15 protein-coding genes are annotated in these 15,254 nt (G+C 57.6%); 7 read left to right on the top strand and 8 right to left on the bottom strand.

All coding sequences use genetic code 11. The annotated features are described in order from the left end of the window. Positions 1-284 precede the first annotated feature (284 nt). From QWJ34_RS18285 to QWJ34_RS18275, 3 genes are all read left to right on the top strand, one after another. A complete protein-coding gene (locus QWJ34_RS18285) occupies positions 285-938 on the top strand; it encodes a CPBP family intramembrane glutamic endopeptidase (RefSeq protein ID WP_302730041.1) in 654 nt (217 codons plus the stop codon). Between the two features lie 105 nt (positions 939-1,043). Next, a complete protein-coding gene (locus tag QWJ34_RS18280) occupies positions 1,044-1,748 on the top strand; it encodes a response regulator transcription factor (protein ID WP_302730039.1) in 705 nt (234 codons plus the stop codon). Beyond that, positions 1,741-2,823, top strand: coding sequence for a sensor histidine kinase (locus QWJ34_RS18275; RefSeq protein WP_302730037.1), 1,083 nt, complete (start codon positions 1,741-1,743; stop codon positions 2,821-2,823). The genes QWJ34_RS18280 and QWJ34_RS18275 overlap by 8 nt, the downstream gene beginning before the upstream one ends. Positions 2,824-2,853: 30 nt before the next feature. Here the strand turns inward: QWJ34_RS18275 and QWJ34_RS18270 are convergent, their stop codons facing one another. Next, positions 2,854-3,813 (bottom strand): LacI family DNA-binding transcriptional regulator, encoded by a 960-nt coding sequence (locus tag QWJ34_RS18270; protein ID WP_302730035.1) that lies wholly within the window; start codon positions 3,811-3,813, stop codon positions 2,854-2,856. Between the two features lie 223 nt (positions 3,814-4,036). On the opposite strand from QWJ34_RS18270, the gene QWJ34_RS18265 reads away from it, so the two are divergent. Further along, positions 4,037-4,675: an HAD family hydrolase gene (locus QWJ34_RS18265; RefSeq protein ID WP_302730033.1), complete on the top strand. Its 639-nt coding sequence runs from the start codon at positions 4,037-4,039 to the stop codon at positions 4,673-4,675. Between the two features lie 104 nt (positions 4,676-4,779). After that, positions 4,780-5,151, top strand: coding sequence for an iron chaperone (locus tag QWJ34_RS18260; RefSeq protein ID WP_302730031.1), 372 nt, complete (start codon positions 4,780-4,782; stop codon positions 5,149-5,151). Positions 5,152-5,320: 169 nt separating this feature from the next. Here the strand turns inward: QWJ34_RS18260 and QWJ34_RS18255 are convergent, their stop codons facing one another. From QWJ34_RS18255 to QWJ34_RS18230, 6 genes are all read right to left on the bottom strand, one after another. Then, entirely contained in the window at positions 5,321-5,923 is a 603-nt protein-coding gene (locus QWJ34_RS18255) for a nitroreductase family protein (protein WP_302730030.1), read from the bottom strand. Positions 5,924-6,355: 432 nt separating this feature from the next. Then, positions 6,356-7,027, bottom strand: a complete 672-nt coding sequence (locus QWJ34_RS18250) for a DUF1266 domain-containing protein (protein ID WP_302730028.1) — start codon at positions 7,025-7,027, stop codon at positions 6,356-6,358. A 17-nt stretch (positions 7,028-7,044) separates the two neighbouring features. Further along, on the bottom strand, positions 7,045-9,516 hold the full coding sequence (locus tag QWJ34_RS18245) for a tetratricopeptide repeat protein (protein WP_302730026.1): 2,472 nt from the start codon (positions 9,514-9,516) through the stop codon (positions 7,045-7,047). A 2-nt stretch (positions 9,517-9,518) separates the two neighbouring features. Then, a complete protein-coding gene (locus QWJ34_RS18240; RefSeq protein ID WP_302730025.1) occupies positions 9,519-11,219 on the bottom strand; it encodes a molecular chaperone HscC in 1,701 nt (566 codons plus the stop codon). A gap of 247 nt (positions 11,220-11,466) precedes the next feature. Beyond that, positions 11,467-11,808: a DUF3243 domain-containing protein gene (locus QWJ34_RS18235; RefSeq protein ID WP_302730245.1), complete on the bottom strand. Its 342-nt coding sequence runs from the start codon at positions 11,806-11,808 to the stop codon at positions 11,467-11,469. Between the two features lie 77 nt (positions 11,809-11,885). Beyond that, positions 11,886-12,800: an NAD(P)/FAD-dependent oxidoreductase gene (locus tag QWJ34_RS18230; RefSeq protein WP_302730024.1), complete on the bottom strand. Its 915-nt coding sequence runs from the start codon at positions 12,798-12,800 to the stop codon at positions 11,886-11,888. Between the two features lie 291 nt (positions 12,801-13,091). Here QWJ34_RS18230 and QWJ34_RS18225 point away from each other — a divergent pair, with 291 nt between their 5' ends. Beyond that, positions 13,092-13,472 carry a hypothetical protein gene (locus tag QWJ34_RS18225; RefSeq protein ID WP_302730023.1) on the top strand — a complete coding sequence of 127 codons (381 nt, stop codon included), beginning with the start codon at positions 13,092-13,094 and terminating at the stop codon, positions 13,470-13,472. 24 nt (positions 13,473-13,496) lie between these two features. Beyond that, the gene (locus QWJ34_RS18220) at positions 13,497-14,819 is read left to right on the top strand and encodes a hemolysin family protein (protein WP_302730022.1); all 1,323 of its coding nucleotides are present in this window, start codon (positions 13,497-13,499) and stop codon (positions 14,817-14,819) included. A gap of 147 nt (positions 14,820-14,966) precedes the next feature. Here QWJ34_RS18220 and QWJ34_RS18215 read toward each other — a convergent pair whose 3' ends face one another. After that, positions 14,967-15,233 carry a hypothetical protein gene (locus tag QWJ34_RS18215; protein WP_302730020.1) on the bottom strand — a complete coding sequence of 89 codons (267 nt, stop codon included), beginning with the start codon at positions 15,231-15,233 and terminating at the stop codon, positions 14,967-14,969. Positions 15,234-15,254: the final 21 nt, after the last annotated feature.

Here is a 15,254-nt window from a genome sequence, read left to right as displayed (position 1 = left end):
GCGTTCATAGGAGTTATTAACCCGAAGTTAGCTTGCACAAACCGTTTTTGCAAATTTCCTTGATAGTTTCATTATAGGAGCTGGTCTCAAGTAAAGGGTGTCGAATGGATAAAAAAGTTCTTACAAAATCGACTTTTTTGAAAGCGGAATCCTGTCCGAAACGGGCATCGGGATTCGTTTATGGATTGTTAATAAATCCGCTACGACCGGTTTATTTCCGATGCGGATAATAAAGCGGAAAGCGCTCAATGGCGCCGGAATAATCCCGATCGGAGGTCTGTTTTATGTCTGAAAAAGTCTCTCTCAAAGCCGCCGTCTACCTGCTTGTCTACGCGGCGTTCGTATTCATGGGCAAACTGCACACTCTGCTGCCTTTTCGCACGCCGAATGAAATCCGGTTTGCCGCTTACGCTCTTTTGTTCGCCGCCGGCGCGGTGCTGTTTCGCGAAACGCTGGTCCAAAGCGCCCTTCTGCTGCGCAGCCGTCCGATTCGCCAGTTTTTGCTGCTGATCGGGTTTTATATCGCTTATTTGCTGCTCAGCATCGTCGTCTACACGCTGTTTGAACCCCTGGCCGGCAGCGGTACCAACGACGACAACGTATTCGCGGCCATGGCCGCTTTCTCTCCCTGGATCACGCTGCCCGTCCTGGGCGTGATGGGACCGATCGTGGAAGAATTCGTTTACCGTTATCTGCTGATAGGCCGCCTGTCGGAACGGGTGCCCGTTTGGGCCTGCGTATCGGGCTCCAGCCTTCTGTTCGGACTGCTTCATATCCACAGCCTGCCGGACCTGGCGAATATCGTGCCTTATCTGGCGACCGGGCTTGTGCTCGGGACGCTGTATATCGTTTCCGGCCAGAATCTGCTGCTGCCGATCATTTTTCACGTATTCAATAATTTGAACGGTCTGATTCCGTCTCTGCTGTATGGATCGTGACGCTGCCGGGGCGCGAAGTCCGTGCGCGATTCGCCGCTGTGTTATGCTGGTGGATAGACGACAAAGCGAAATCGATCATGATCAATCCACAGGGAGGAACCGGCCATGCAGGCGAATCGAATTCTGGTCGTGGACGACGAACGCGAGATCGCGGAGCTGATTCGCGACTATCTGGAGGAAGAACATTACGAGGTGGCGATCTGCGCCGACGGCGGCGAAGCCTGGCGGCGGTTCGGCGCGTTCCGTCCGCACCTTGCGGTGCTGGACGTGATGCTGCCGGGCATCGACGGTCTTGAACTGTGCCGCAGAATCCGGGCGGAATCGGCGATTCCCGTTATCATGCTGAGCGCCAGAAAAGAAGAAGCCGACAAGATTCTCGGACTCGGGCTGGGCGCGGACGATTATGTGGTCAAACCGTTTAGCCCCAAAGAAGTGGTGGCGAGGGTCAAAGCCCAGCTAAGGCGGTTCGGTCCGCTCTCCTCGCTTTCCGCCGAACGGGACGTCCTGACGTTCGGCGAGCTGGAGATCGAACCGCAGGCTTACGCCGTCCGGGTCGGAGAAACGGCTGTTCCGCTGACGGCAAAAGAATTCGAAGTACTGCGCCTACTCGCGCTGCACCCCAACCAGGTGCTGAGCCGGCAGCAGATTTACGATCGGGTCTGGGGCGTGAACGAATACGGCGACTTGAATACGGTGACGATTCATATTCAAAGGATCAGGCAGAAGATCGAACGCGACTGCGCCGGCCCCCGCTGTATCCGCACGATATGGGGAGTAGGCTACAAGTTCGGAGGACCGGCTTATGAATAAACGGAGACTGGGGATTCGCGCAAAAGTACTGCTGGCGCTGCTGGCCGCGCTCGTGCTTCCGCTGTCCGTCGGTTCGGTCGCGGGCGTCGGGCTGGAAACGGCGGAAGAGCTGAAGCCGGGCGCTTCGCTCAGTCTGGCCGCGGCGCTGCTGATTCCGTTTGCGCTGTGCGGCGCGGTGCTTGTCTCGGTCGTTTCGTCGAATGTGCTGAGGCCGCTGCGGGAGCTGAAGCGCGCGGCGAACGCCATGGAGGAAGGACGTTTCGATTACGAGATTGCGGTTCGCGGCGGCGGCGAGATGGACGATTTCCGCGCCGCGTTCGAAGCGATGCGGCTTCGCCTCCAGGAATCGCTCGAAGCGCAGCAGGCGCTGGAACGCTCACGCAAAGAGCTGATCGCCAGCATCTCCCACGATCTGCGAACTCCCCTGTCTTCGATCAAAGGCTACGTAGAAGCGCTTTGCGACGGCGTCGTTCGCGACGAAGAGAGGACCGCCCGGTATCTGAACGTAATCCGCGTCAAAACGGAAAGCCTCGACCTCCTGATCGAAAACTTGTTTCAGTATTCGCAGCTTGAGCTGGATGATAGGCCGGAGCGGCGCGTTCTCCTGGATTCGCGGGAACTGCTGGAAACGATCCTGACTCCGCTGGAAATGGAATTTGCCGACGGCCCCGTCGCGCTGAGCTCGGTCAAGCCTTTTCCGGCCGTGAACCTGGAAGTCGACGCGGAGCAGATCGCCCGGGTGCTGCACAATCTGATCGACAACGCCAGACGGCATACGCGGGAGCGCGATTCCGGCCGCATCCGGGTGGAAGCCCATGCGGACGGCGAACGGCTGGCCGTATCCGTGGCCGACAACGGCACAGGCATCGCGCAGGAAGATCTGCCTTATGTCTTCGACTTCTTCTACCGGGCGGAGAAATCGCGTTCCCGGCATCACGGCGGCGCGGGACTCGGGCTCGCGCTTTGCAAGAAAACGATCGAGAATCACGGCGGCGTCATCCGGGTGTCCAGCGTGCCGAGCGAAACCACCGTCTTTACGTTCACGCTTCCGCTGGCCCCTTCCCCGGTTGTTTGACGCGCGGTCGCATTTCTTTTTTCAAAAAGGTTATACCGTTCCCCGCTCGATCATCCGCACGGGGATTTCGGTATGTCCCGCCCCGCCTTCCAGCACTTGCCGGAACAGCTTCGCCCCGATCTCCTGCAGCGGAATCGCAAAAGTCGTAATGCCCAGCACCCGCGCCAGCGGCTGGTCGTCGAACGCGACCAGCGCCAGGCGCCGCGGCACTTCCAGCTCCAGCTCGCGGCAGCGGGCCAGGATGCCCGCGGCGACCTGGTCGCTCGTGACGAGCAGCGCGGTCGGCGGATGCTGCATATCCAGCAGGCGCTCCACGACCGGCCCTCCGTCCTCGACATGGATCGTATCGTCGAACACGCAGCTTTCTTCGAACGGGCGTCTTTTTCGGATTAAAAAGTCCCGATAAGCTTCGATCCGCTGCCGGCTGCTCGTCCCGGAGCGGCGCGCCAGGCAGAAGCCGATCCGGCGATGTCCTTTGTCCCACAGATAGTCCAGCGCTTCGGTGAACGCCCGGTAATGGTCGATAAAGATCGACGGCACCCGGCTTCCCCGGGCATCCTCGAACGCGACGATCGGTCCGTATTCCAGATACGTCTCGAACGCGCTCCAGCCGCTGGTCTTCGAACAGACGATCAGGCCGTCGATCTGCTTGTGCTTCAGCATGCGCAGCGCCTCCAGCTCCCGCTCTTCCTCGTAATCCGTCTGGATCAGTACCAGCTTATAGCCGCGGCGCAGCGCTTCTTCGGCGATCCCTTCGACCACCAGCGCAAAATAAGGCCGTTTGATCGAAGGCACCATAATCCCGATCAGCCCCGTGCGGCCTTTAATCAGATGAACCGCGTTGATATTCCGCTCGTAATCGGCTTCTTTCATGGCACGCAGCACCGCTTCCCGCTTGCTTTCGCTTACATACGGATGCCCGTTGATGACCCTGGAAACGGTCGTGATCGAGACCCCGGCGATCCGAGCGATGTCTTTGATATTCGCCATGCTTGCGCGCTCCTTTCGATCGGCTTTTTTCATTTTCTCGCCGGAACTTTGAGTTTGCGGCTTGACATGAAATGCTTTTCATCTTCTACAGTGGTTCTGCAAGCCCTGCGAAACGCGCGACGGCCGCCGCAGCCCGACCCACCGCACCGGATAAGGCTTGTCCATTATTTACTTATCATAACGAAGATCGGATCTTATTTGAACAAAAGGAGCTGGACCCGCTATGAAATGTATCATTTTCGACCTGGACGGAACGCTCGGCAATACGCTGCCTCTTTGCATCGCCGCTTTCAAGAAAGCGATCGAACCGCTGGCCGGACGCTCGCTGAGCGACCGCGAGATCGTCGCTACTTTCGGCCCTTCGGAAGAAGGAACCGTGCAGGCGCTCATTCCGCAGCATTACGACCGGGGCATCGAAGACTATCTGCTGCATTACCGCGAGCTGCACGGTATGTGCGGCGCCCCGTTCGAAGGGATGCGGGAGCTGCTGGACAGGCTGAGGGAACAAAACGTGCGGCTCGCGCTGGTCACCGGCAAAGGCGAACGCAGCACCGCGATCACACTGGAACTGTTCGGTCTGGACGGTTATTTCGAAGCGGTCGAGACCGGTTCGCCGCGCGGGCCGAGAAAAACCGAAGGCATCCGCGCGGTGCTGGAACGTCTCGGGCTGACGCCCGCCGAGTGCATATACGTGGGCGACGCGCCGAGCGATATCGAAGCTTCGCGCGCGGCCGGCGTACCCGTTATCTCGGCGGCCTGGGCGGAAACGGCCGAGCCGGAGCTGCTGCGGCCGCTGGAACCGGACGAACTGTTCGTTACCGTCGCGGAATTCGAGCGTTATTTGGAACGAAGCATCGGTTGAAGCAAAAAAAGGTATAAAACGATCATACGTTCTGCTACACTTGGGCTGTAACCGTGTCGGCCAAAAAAGACGGCTTTCCCCGTCGTATTCGAGGAGGAACACATATGGAGGTTTTTGCGGATTATCTGGCAAAGATCGACGACCCGCCGCAGCGCGACCAAACCGAAGAAGTCTTGAACTGGGTGCAGCGGACTTTTCCCGGCCTGGTTCCGAAGATTGCCTGGAACCAGCCGATGTTTACCGATCACGAGACGTTTATCATCGGCTTCAGCGTCGCGAAAAAGCATCTGGCGGTCGCGCCGGAGAAAGCCGGAGTCGCGAAGTTTGCGGACGAAATTGTAAAAGCGGGGTACGAACACACGGATCAGATGATCCGCATGCGCTGGGATCGTCCCGTGGATTACGGGCTGTTGGAGCGGATTATCGCGTTTAATATCGAGGATAAGGCGGAGTGCGGGACGTTTTGGCGGAAGTGAAACAGGGCGCGAGGAATCGTTCTCGGGGAAGTTTTATAAAAACTTTATCCTCCAGTATTTTGTAAAACCTGATTGAAATCGCTCCATGGGTGCAAAAAAGAAGCGGGTTAAATCGTCCCGCTTCTTTGTTTGTTTATTGGAAGTCGCTGTATGGATTTTTGCAAAAGTCTCACTTAAAAACTTTAACCCGTTCTTCTAACGGTTGGAAAGCTTTCTCTCCGGCTTCTACGGTCGGTTGACCGAAAGGAAGTTGGGCTCTCAGTTTCCAGGTGGAAGGGATGTTCCAGGCCGCTTGAACGCCGGCGTCGATCAAAGGGTTGTAGTGCTGGAGCGAAGCGCCGAGGCCTTCGGAGGACAAAGCGGTCCAGACTACCAGCTGAAGCATGCCCGAGGACTGGTCGGCCCAGATCGGGAAGTTGTCGGCATAAAGAGCGAATTGGTTTTGCAGGTTTTGGACGATTTCCTGGTCTTCGAAGAACAGAATCGTTCCGTATCCGCTTTTGAACGAATTGATCTTGCCGGTCGTCGCTTCGAAAGCTTCGTCGGAGACGGCTACTTTTTTCAGTTCGTCCAGCGTGATGTCCCACAGTTTGTCGTGCTGTTCGCCAAACAGGATAACGGCGCGCGAAGTCTGGGAGTTAAACGAAGTCGGCGTGTATTTGACGGCTTCTTCTACGATTTCCTGGATTTTTGCTTCGTCCACGGATGTGTTTTTATCAATCCCGTAGATGGAACGTCTGGATTTGAGTGCTTCGAAAAATTCTTTTGCCACTTTAAAACTCCTCCTCGCCGGATCACGAAAGTATTTTAATAACTTTTCGTAATATAATATATAATAGTTAAAACCCGACGTCAAGTCTTTATTCCGATTGTTCCGCTGGGTTAGGATGTGTACGCTTTCGCTCATTGTTTTTTAGCAAATCAGGCTTTGTCTTCATTTTGGAAATAACAGCGTCAGCGCAGTTATTTTTTCTCATTCTCCGCTTGAATCGCAAATAAGTGCGTAGAGGCAGTTATTCGGCGAAAAAAAGAGAGATTAGACGGAAACGCGATCATTTAGATGTATATATGTATTTATTTCATCAAAAAGCTTGAATAGAGCGAAAATAATTGTATGAGCGCAGTTATTTACGTTTATCGCAACCAAAGGAACCCGGCTCTCCGTCTGGAGAGCCGGGTTCCCGATACGCCGAAAACCGCCGATTCAATCGGCAGTTTCATCAAGCGGCATGTCCCAGTCCAAACGCCGCCACAGGCTGCGGGGTTCGGTCAAGAGGCGCGACACGCAGTCGATCTGAGCTTTGGCCGCTTCGGCGGAAGGCTGGTTGGTCCAGACCTGGCGGCCGGCCAGGTAAGCGACCGCATATTCGGTCCAGCTTCCGTACAGCTCCTGCGCCCTCAAAGCGGCATCGAGCGCCAGCTGCTTGGCCCGTTCCGCTTCCAGCCAGCCGGCGGACAGCCCCGTGCGGCAGATAAAAACGTACTGGCCCAGATCCCAGGCCGCGATGCCCGCGGGAGGCAGCTTCCCGCTGTACATCTGCACCAGCCGGGCGTGGTTGAACAGCGCGATATCGCTGCCCAGCCGGTCGAAATAGTTCTGCTGGTCGCGGAAGGACAGCGTGTTCAGAAAAGCTTCCGTTTTGCGAAACGATGCCTGCGCGCCTTCTTCCCACAGCCAGTTCAGGTGACGCTCCAGCGATTCTTCGTCCGTGACCGCCCAGGTGTGCTCGAGCAGGCGGCGCAGTTCGTCGCGCCTTGCGGCCGGCCAGGAGAAGCCGGTTTCTTCAAGCAGTCCGTTCATCCGGAACAGGACCGCCCCCAGCGCGAACGCGCGCAGCTCACGCTCGCTTATTTCTTGAACGCGCAGCGTTTCCAAGGCTTTCAGCCCCTTCCTCAGAATGAATGAATATCGGGCAGCGGCTCTACGGTCGGCTGGGGCAGTTCAGGATGCGGATCGAGTTCGGGCAGTTCCACTTCCCGGCTCCGTCCGAACAGCCGCCGCCGGCGCGATTCGTGACGCTCCAGCGCTTGACGAATCTCCAGCATGCGCGGAGCGGGATCGGCTTCCGCCGCCAGCGCCGCCGCTTTATCCGTAAGACCCAGCTTTACATAGCAGCGGATCAGGTATTCGTCCGCTTCGCAGCGCTGTCCGACTCGGCAGGACGCTTCCAAGAATTCGACCGCCTGCTCGTACTGCGCCAGACGCAGCAGGATGTATCCGCCGTAGAACAGCACGATCGTATCCTGATCTTTCGCTTCGATCCGGTCCGTATACAGCACGATCGCGGCTTCGGCGTCTTCCCAGCGGCCTTCTTCGATCAGCAGGCGGATTCGCTGCAGATAAGCCCAGCCCCGCTGCGGATAGGCCTGGATCAGCGAGCGCAGCGAGCTTTCCGCTTCCGCTTTGCGTCCCAGCCGCAGCAGCATTTCCGCTGTCAGGCGTGCCGGCAGATATTCTTCCGGCGCCAGTTCGGCCGCTTCCGCATAGCTGCCCAACGCTTCTTCCCGCCGCTTGAGCGCACGGTGCAGATCGCCTTCCACAACCCGGATCAGGCTGTCTTGCGGCTGCTCGCGTTTGTACGCGTCCAGCACTTCGAAGGCGCGGGCGGAATCCCCGGCGCGAAAATGCGTTTCGGCGATCAGCAGCTGCGCGGCGCGCGGGAAGCCACGCTGCAGCGACTCGCCGAAGTACTCCAGCGCCCGGCTGTGATCGCCGATGCGCAGGAAACAATACGCGGCGCGGAACCAGGCTTCGCTCAGGCTGCGATCGTACTGGATGACGCGCAGATAATCGAGCAGAGCTTCCGGGTACCGGCGCAGCATATAGAAGCAGTCGCCGCGCGCGGAATGATAATACCACTGCGAAGACAATTCGAGCGCGTGGTTGAGCAGCTGCAGCGCTTCTTCGTAGCGCCCTTCCAGCCTGAGCGATTCGCCGAAACGATACAGCGATTCGGGATCGGAAGGCTGAAGAAGAAGCACTTTCTTGAGATCCGCCCGCGCTTCCTGATACCGCGCAAGCGCGATATAGATCAACCCGCGCAGCTTCAACACATCGGCCTGCTTGAGCGGTTCCGCCTCGCTTTGCTTTGCCGCGAGCGTGAGCCGGCTTTCGCTCTCCGCATACCGTTCCAGTTTACCCAGCGCTTTGGCCAGCAGGAAATTCAGTTCCGCGTTCAGCGGCCGGCGGCTTTCCAATTCGAGCAGGCGCTCCGCGCACTCCGCTTCCCGGCCCGTATCCAGAAACAGCTCCGCCAGCTTCTGCGCGTCTTTCAATTCGTCTTTGCCCTCGGGCAGCAGCTGCTCGGCGAGCCTATCGTTCAATTTGAGCAGACGGATCTGCGCGTCGAGATCTTCGGGATAGCGCCGGTTCAGCTCCTCGTAAACTTCTTTGGCTTTCCACGGTTCGCCCAGGCCTTCCCGGCAGTTTGCGATGCCGCCCAGCGCGTGCGAGCTGCCCGGCATCAGTTCGAGCAGGCGCTCGTAGTCGCGGAGCGCGGCCGGGAAATCGCGGCTGCGCAGCAGCGCGTCGGCGCGCATTAGCCGGGCTTCCGGCTCGTTCGGGAAGTCGCTCAGCAGGCGGTCCAGCACTTGAAGCGCGGAACCCGTTTCCTGCTTGCGCATATAAAAGGCGGCAATCAGGCGCAGACAGTCCGGTTCTCCGTTGTTGAGCAAAGCCGCGCCTTTGAGCGAACGCTCGGCCAGTTCCAGATCGTTCATCACCAGCGCATAATGCGCCTGTTCGCGAAATCTTAGAAAAGTATCGTAATCGTAAGGTTCCTGCGCCGTCAACATATCGTAACGCAGCTCCCAGAAAGCCGAGATTCGCTCGATCAGCCCGTTCACTTCGGGCGATTCGTGTTCGGTTTGCAGCGAGCGCTCCCTGGCCGTCCATTCGAAATGCTCGTCCAGCAGCCGCAGCACCGCCTGCGGAAGAAAAGGATGCTTCAGCAAAAACGCAAACAGTTCGCTGCCGATCCGCTGCCGGATCTCGATCGGCCAGAACATCTCGTCGTCAAGCAGCTCCTGCCAGACTTCCGGATCGATCCGGCGTTCGATATCGGCGTAAATACTTTCGCAGCTGCGCAGAAACAGCGTAACCGGCGCTTCCGGTCCGGTTTCCGCCGCCGCGAGTTCCGGACTTTGCATCCTGACGCGTTCGGCGGTGCTGAGCGGACTCTGCCCGCCCGGCTCCGTCAGCGTTTTCGCTTCCTCCAGCGCCGTTTCGTAGGAATGGCGGATCTGTTGAAATCCTTCCGGATTTTCTTCCGGGTGACATTCTTTGAGTCTGCGCGCGTAAGCGCGTTTGATCGATTTGACCTCGGACGTCGGCTCAATCCCAAGCGTTGCCCAAATATTCGTCATAGTCAGTCCTCCGGCTGTTTTTCCGCCCGCTCCAGCAGTTCTTTCAGCACGACCGCTTCCTTACGGATTTCGCGCTCGTCCTGACGGCCCAGCGCGCTTTCGAAACGCCGCAGCGCGCCGGCGATCTGAGTGCGTCTGCTGCCGAGGGTTTCTTCGTAGATCCGGTCGCCCCGGGCCAACAGCAGCCGATTCTCCGCTTTATCGCGCGGATGGATTTTGATTGCTTCGAGTTCTTGAAACCGCTGCTCCACTTCCTCCATCGACATGCCGCTTCCGTCTTCGCGGATCAACAGCCGGTGGGTCTCGCTTGTCGAGAGCGTGGTGACTTCCACTTCGAGAATGCCGTTGATATCGTAAGTAAAACGGATATCGACGGCCTGTTCGCCCGCTTTGCCGCCCGGAACGGGAATTTCCAGCTGGCCGAGCTTGATATTGTTGCGCGTCAGCCGGTTCTCGCCCTGGTAGATTTCGACGCGGATCGTTTTCTGCTCGTCGCTGACCGTATAGAAGCGCTCGACGCGGCTGGCCGGAATCACGGTATGCCGTTCGATAATCGGGTAGAAATGACCGCTGTCGTAGCCGACTTCGCCGCTTTTGACCGTCACCATCGTACCGAGCGTATACGGACATACGTCCGTCAGTACCACTTCCTTCAATTCTTCGCGGCGCTCTTTCATCGCGGCGATGATGCCGGCTCCGATCGCGATCGTCTCGTCGGGATGGATGCGCGCGGCCGGAAAGCGGCCGAACAGCCGCGCCGCGAACGAGTAAATCAGCGGCATGCGGGTCGCTCCTCCGACCAGAATGATCTCGTTCAGCTCGCGCGGGCTGAGCGAAGCGTCTTTGAGCGCGCGTTCGACCGGGTTGCGCAGCCGGTTCAGCAGCGGCTTGGAGAGGTGGTCGAACAGCCCGCGGTCCACCGTCCAGTCATACGTTTCCCCTTCCACGGTACAGGAAAGCTTGGCGTCCTGCTGCATGCTGAGCAGCCGCTTGCCCTGCTCGGCCTGCTTGCGCAGAGCCGCCATCGTCCGTTTGTCCAGGCGATCCCGGTCGAGTTCGAATTGTTCCAGGAAGCGGTCGATCAGCATGTCGGTAAAGTCTTCGCCGCCGAGAAAAGCGTCGCCCGCCACCGATTTGACTTCCATTACGCCTTCGAACATATCCAGGATCGATACGTCGAACGTGCCGCCCCCCAGGTCGAAGACGAGGAACTGGCTTTCTTCCTGCTCCAGATGCAGCCCGTAGGCGACAGCCGCGGCCGTAGGCTCGTTGATCAGCCGCTCGACGCGCAGTCCGGCCAACTCCCCGGCGCGCTTGGTCGCTTTGCGCTGGATATCGTTGAAGTAAGCGGGTACGCTGATCACCGCTTCTTCAATCGGTTCGCCCAGGAAATCTTCGGCATCCTGCTTGAGCGAGCGCAAAATAAAAGCCGACAGGTCTTCCGGGGAAAATTCGTGCTCGCCCAGCTGGTAGCGCCGGTCCGTGCCTATGTATCGTTTAAAAAGCGCAGCCGTCCTCTCGGGATGCGTTACAAGCCTTTCTCTTGCGATTTCGCCGACCAGAATCTGGCCGTTGTCGTCGACTCCGACGACGGAAGGAGTCAGCACGTTTCCAAGTGCGTTCGGAATCAACGTGCTTCCTTCTTCCGTGCGGTAAGATGCCAGACTGTTCGTTGTACCCAGATCGATTCCGATAATCGGCACTGCGTTTCACCTCGCTTTTCGAAATTTAAATTCGGTTTCCATTCGTTACCGTTATGACATTAATTACACATAAAAAGAAAAACCTCCCTAGTGCCGGAAGGCTTTCTCAAAATCGGTCGGCGGCTTTGCTGCTCCTTATAGGCTGCGAACGAAAATAAATGTCCGATTTTTGTGCCCTGCCGGCCAAACGGCGCGCCCGATGGCGCATCCGATCCACGGCCCGTCTATTCCGGAGCTTATCATCTATTCAGGAAGATTGAGCCAGCTTGACCAGCATATGAGCCAGTTTATGCCGCTGCTCCTCGTCTCCGACTTTCCATAATTCCTGCAGCAGCTTTTCCTCGCTGTTGCGAGGCTTTTCGTTTTCGGCCAGATAGCCCGCAACTTTCTGCGCGACTTTCGCCAGCTGCTCTTCGCCGAGACCGATACTTTCCCCGATCTTGATCCGGTTATGCAGATACTTCTTGAACGATTCGAAATCTTCGAGAATCCGGTCTTTCTTGTCGTCGTCGATCCGGTCGATCGTTTCCCCGATCTTGTCGGTCCGCAGTTCCCCGTCCTTGGTTATCGCATGGTTCGATTCTCTCAAGTTGCCCATCTCTCATTCTCCTCTCAAGTTGCGACCCTGCTGCCTATTATTAACCCGTTTGCCAAATCTGAACCCGTTCATCCCGAATTGTCGATTTTGCGCAATCTTTTATGAATCCAAACCGCGGCCTGCATTCCGTCTCCCATCGCGATCGCCGTCAATTCCGAGTGGAGGGAAATATCCCCGGCGGCCCAGACGCCTTCGACATCGGTCATCTTCGTTCTGGGATCGGTCTTGATATGAAGATTGCTCTCGAGCGTTACGCCGAGCTGCCCGGCCAGTTCGGTGCGCACGTGATTGCCGCCGAAAGCGATAAACCCGCGCTCCGCTTCCAGTACCCGCCCGTCTTCCAGCACGACCGCTTCGATATTGCCGCTGCCGTCGGAACGTACTTCGGCCGCCGGCTGTTCTTCGTAATCGACGCCCAGCTTGCGCAGATGAAGCAGCAGCTTTTCGTCGATCGGCGCTTTCTCGTGATTGACGTAAGTCAGGTGCGGCGTGCGCTCCGAAAGCAGTACCGCCATGCCCGACCCTTCTTCGCCGGAACCGAGCAGCACCGTGCGCCGGCCGACGATCTCGTAGCCGTCACAGTCCGGGCAGATATACACGCTGTAGCCCAGCGTATCGCGCAGCCCGGGAATCGTCGGATAGCGGTCCACCATCCCGGTGGCGATCAATACGGTATGGGCGGCGAAGCGTTTGCCCGTTCCGGTCGTAAGCACGAAGCTTTCTCCGTCGCGCGCGGCTTCCGTGACCGTATCCTGCAAAAACTCGGCGCCGAGCGCTTCCGCCTGCTTTCTCCCCGTTTTGCGAAGATACTCGCCGGTCACGCCTTCGTCCCAACCGAGAATATTGTGGTACGTATGGCAAATCGATGAGCGTCCGTAGCCTGAGTCGATCACGAGCACTTTGTGCGCGCTGTAACGCCCCAGTTGGATGGCAGCCTGGGTGCCCGCGATTCCGCCTCCGATAATGACGCAGTCGTACAGCATGAACAGGGCTCCTCTCTATTCGTAAAAAAAGAATGTACTTGCATTGGAACGGCTTTATTTGCCCGTATTCGCTTGCTTTTGTACAGCCGGTTTCAAAAATATATATAAACCAAAACCCCGGTTTTGAACGTTTATTTGACAGAAGCGCGCCGGATTCTTAAAATTTATCTAGATATGAGCAAGCCGGAACTTTTGATAAAAGCCGGCGTTCGGAGCTGTCGGGACACTTCCCGGGAAAGGAGGACGTTTACTTTTTCGAACCGAATACGCAGGCCCCTGAACGTTTTTTGTTTGGCGAAAAACGGGGGCTTAACGATCTTTATCCTGCTTCTGACGCTTGTGCTTTGTTTGTCGCCGGCCGTGCTCAAAGACGCGGACCCGATCGATATCGACGAAGCGCTCGACAATCTCAACAGCGCCGACACCGGAGTGGGACCGCTGCCGTCCGGTCCGTCGTCTCTGCCGTGGATGCCGTCCGGACCGCCGCCGACTCCCGATCCCGCGCCGCCGGACCGGCCCGCATTCTCGCTTCCCGCCGCCGCGCTGCTGCTCGGCGCGACGGTCGGCCTGCGTTTGAAGCGCATGCTGCTGCGGCCGCTCAAATTTCTCTCCAATTATGTGAATGTACAAGGAATCGCCCCGTACATCCGATTCATATTCGTCGCTTATTAACGAAGGGAGAGACATTCGTCCGCCATGGGAGTTACCATTACAGTCAACCTGATTCTGGTGGCGCTGCTGATCGCCGCCACCGCTTACTTTGTCATTACCGAATTCGCGATTATTCGCGTCCGAACCAGCCGGATCGACCAGCTGATTATGGAAGGCAACAAACGGGCGGTCAACGCCAAGAAAGTCATTACCAACCTGGACGGCTCGCTGTCGGCCTGCCAGCTCGGCATCACCATTACCGCGCTCGGCCTGGGTTCGCTCGGCGAGCCGACGATGGAACTGCTGCTGCATCCGGTGTTCGAAGCGGTTCCGGCCGTGCCCGAAGCGGTCGCCGCCCTGCTGTCTTATGTGCTGGCTTTCGTTATCATCACGTACCTGCATGTGGTCGTCGGCGAGCTCTTCCCCAAAACGGTCGCGATCCAGAAATCCGAAGCGGTCACGCTGGCCGTTGCCGGTTCGCTGCTGGTCTTCTATAAAGTGATGTATCCGTTTATCTGGCTGTTGAACGGCTCGGCCAACCAGATCGGGCGGCTGATCGGCATGAAGCCGGCGAGCGAACACGGCGAAGCCTATTCCGAAGAAGAACTGCGCCTGATTCTGAACGAAAGCTACGAAGGCGGCAAGATCAACCAGAGCGAATACGGCTATGTCAGCCGGATCTTCGCGTTCGACGAGATGTTGGCCAACGAAATCATGGTGCCGCGCACCGATATGGCCTGCCTGTATCTCGACAAGTCGCGCGAAGAAAACCGCCGCATCATTTTGCAGGAGCAGTATACGCGGTTTCCGGTCGCCGATTCCAGCAAGGACAATATCGTCGGCATGATCAATACGAAGCAGTATTTCCTGGCGCTGGAAGAAGACCCGGATACCCGTGTGGACGCGCTGATCCATCCGGTCATGTCCGTATCGGAAACGATGGCGGTGAAAGACCTGCTCACAAAAATGCAAAAAGAAAATACGCATATCGCGATTCTGGTGGACGAATACGGCGGAACGTCGGGCATGGTGACGATCGAGGATATTCTCGAAGAGATCGTCGGCGATATCCGCGACGAATTCGACGCCGCCGAAGAAGCGGAGATCGTCCAGGTATCCGCCGATCATCTGATCGTCGACGGCAAAGTGTTTATCCACCGGATCAACGAGCTGCTGGGGACCGATCTCGACGACGAGGAACTGAACACGATCGGCGGCTGGCTGTACGGCCAGCGCACGGACCTGTCCGTCGGCCGCAAATGGACGCACGACAATCTGGAGTTCACCGTGCTCAGACGCGGCGCAAGACGCTACCGCAAGCTCGATATACTCCGCCGCGAGGCGGAGCAGGGAGACAATCCCGAATAACCAATCGAACCATCTTGCGTCCGGCGCGGTTTGAGCGTACCGCCTCGAATGCGGCGTTTGTCACGCGCCATGCCGCAAGCATGTCAAAAGCCCGCTTTCCGGTTTTCCGGAAAGCGGGCTTTTTCTATGTTGCGCTCTGCGATTGAGTCAGAATCCGCTTTTGTATTTATCGTCGCTGGAAGAACGACTTTTGGTCGCGTCTTTGTCTTTCTCTTCCTGCTGTTCCATCCTGATATCTTCCATCGGCAGCGGATCGACGTTCATCTCGCTCTCGTGCATATCGAACAGGCTTTCATTGCCGGTCGGGTATTGTTCGGGATGATCGTGCGACCCCTGACGATTGTCGTCTTTCTGGTTCTGCTGGAGCGCTTCGGTTTCTTCGCGTTCTTTCACTTTTTTTTGTTCGTTGTCCATAGCTGCGCGCACCTCCTGTTA

The organism is Saccharibacillus sp. CPCC 101409 (assembly GCF_030518235.1).
Classification (GTDB): Bacteria; Bacillota; Bacilli; order Paenibacillales; family Paenibacillaceae; genus Saccharibacillus.
This window is presented reverse-complemented; position numbering and strand designations above follow the sequence as displayed.

Coding starts and splice junctions, on each gene's coding strand:
- QWJ34_RS18285 (WP_302730041.1), top strand. CDS start 285: ATGTCTGAAAAAGTCTCTCTCAAAGCCGCCGTCTACCTGCTTGTCTAC.
- QWJ34_RS18280 (WP_302730039.1), top strand. CDS start 1,044: ATGCAGGCGAATCGAATTCTGGTCGTGGACGACGAACGCGAGATCGCG.
- QWJ34_RS18275 (WP_302730037.1), top strand. CDS start 1,741: ATGAATAAACGGAGACTGGGGATTCGCGCAAAAGTACTGCTGGCGCTG.
- QWJ34_RS18270 (WP_302730035.1), bottom strand. CDS start 3,813: ATGGCGAATATCAAAGACATCGCTCGGATCGCCGGGGTCTCGATCACG.
- QWJ34_RS18265 (WP_302730033.1), top strand. CDS start 4,037: ATGAAATGTATCATTTTCGACCTGGACGGAACGCTCGGCAATACGCTG.
- QWJ34_RS18260 (WP_302730031.1), top strand. CDS start 4,780: ATGGAGGTTTTTGCGGATTATCTGGCAAAGATCGACGACCCGCCGCAG.
- QWJ34_RS18245 (WP_302730026.1), bottom strand. CDS start 9,516: ATGACGAATATTTGGGCAACGCTTGGGATTGAGCCGACGTCCGAGGTC.
- QWJ34_RS18230 (WP_302730024.1), bottom strand. CDS start 12,800: ATGCTGTACGACTGCGTCATTATCGGAGGCGGAATCGCGGGCACCCAG.
- QWJ34_RS18220 (WP_302730022.1), top strand. CDS start 13,497: ATGGGAGTTACCATTACAGTCAACCTGATTCTGGTGGCGCTGCTGATC.
- QWJ34_RS18215 (WP_302730020.1), bottom strand. CDS start 15,233: ATGGACAACGAACAAAAAAAAGTGAAAGAACGCGAAGAAACCGAAGCG.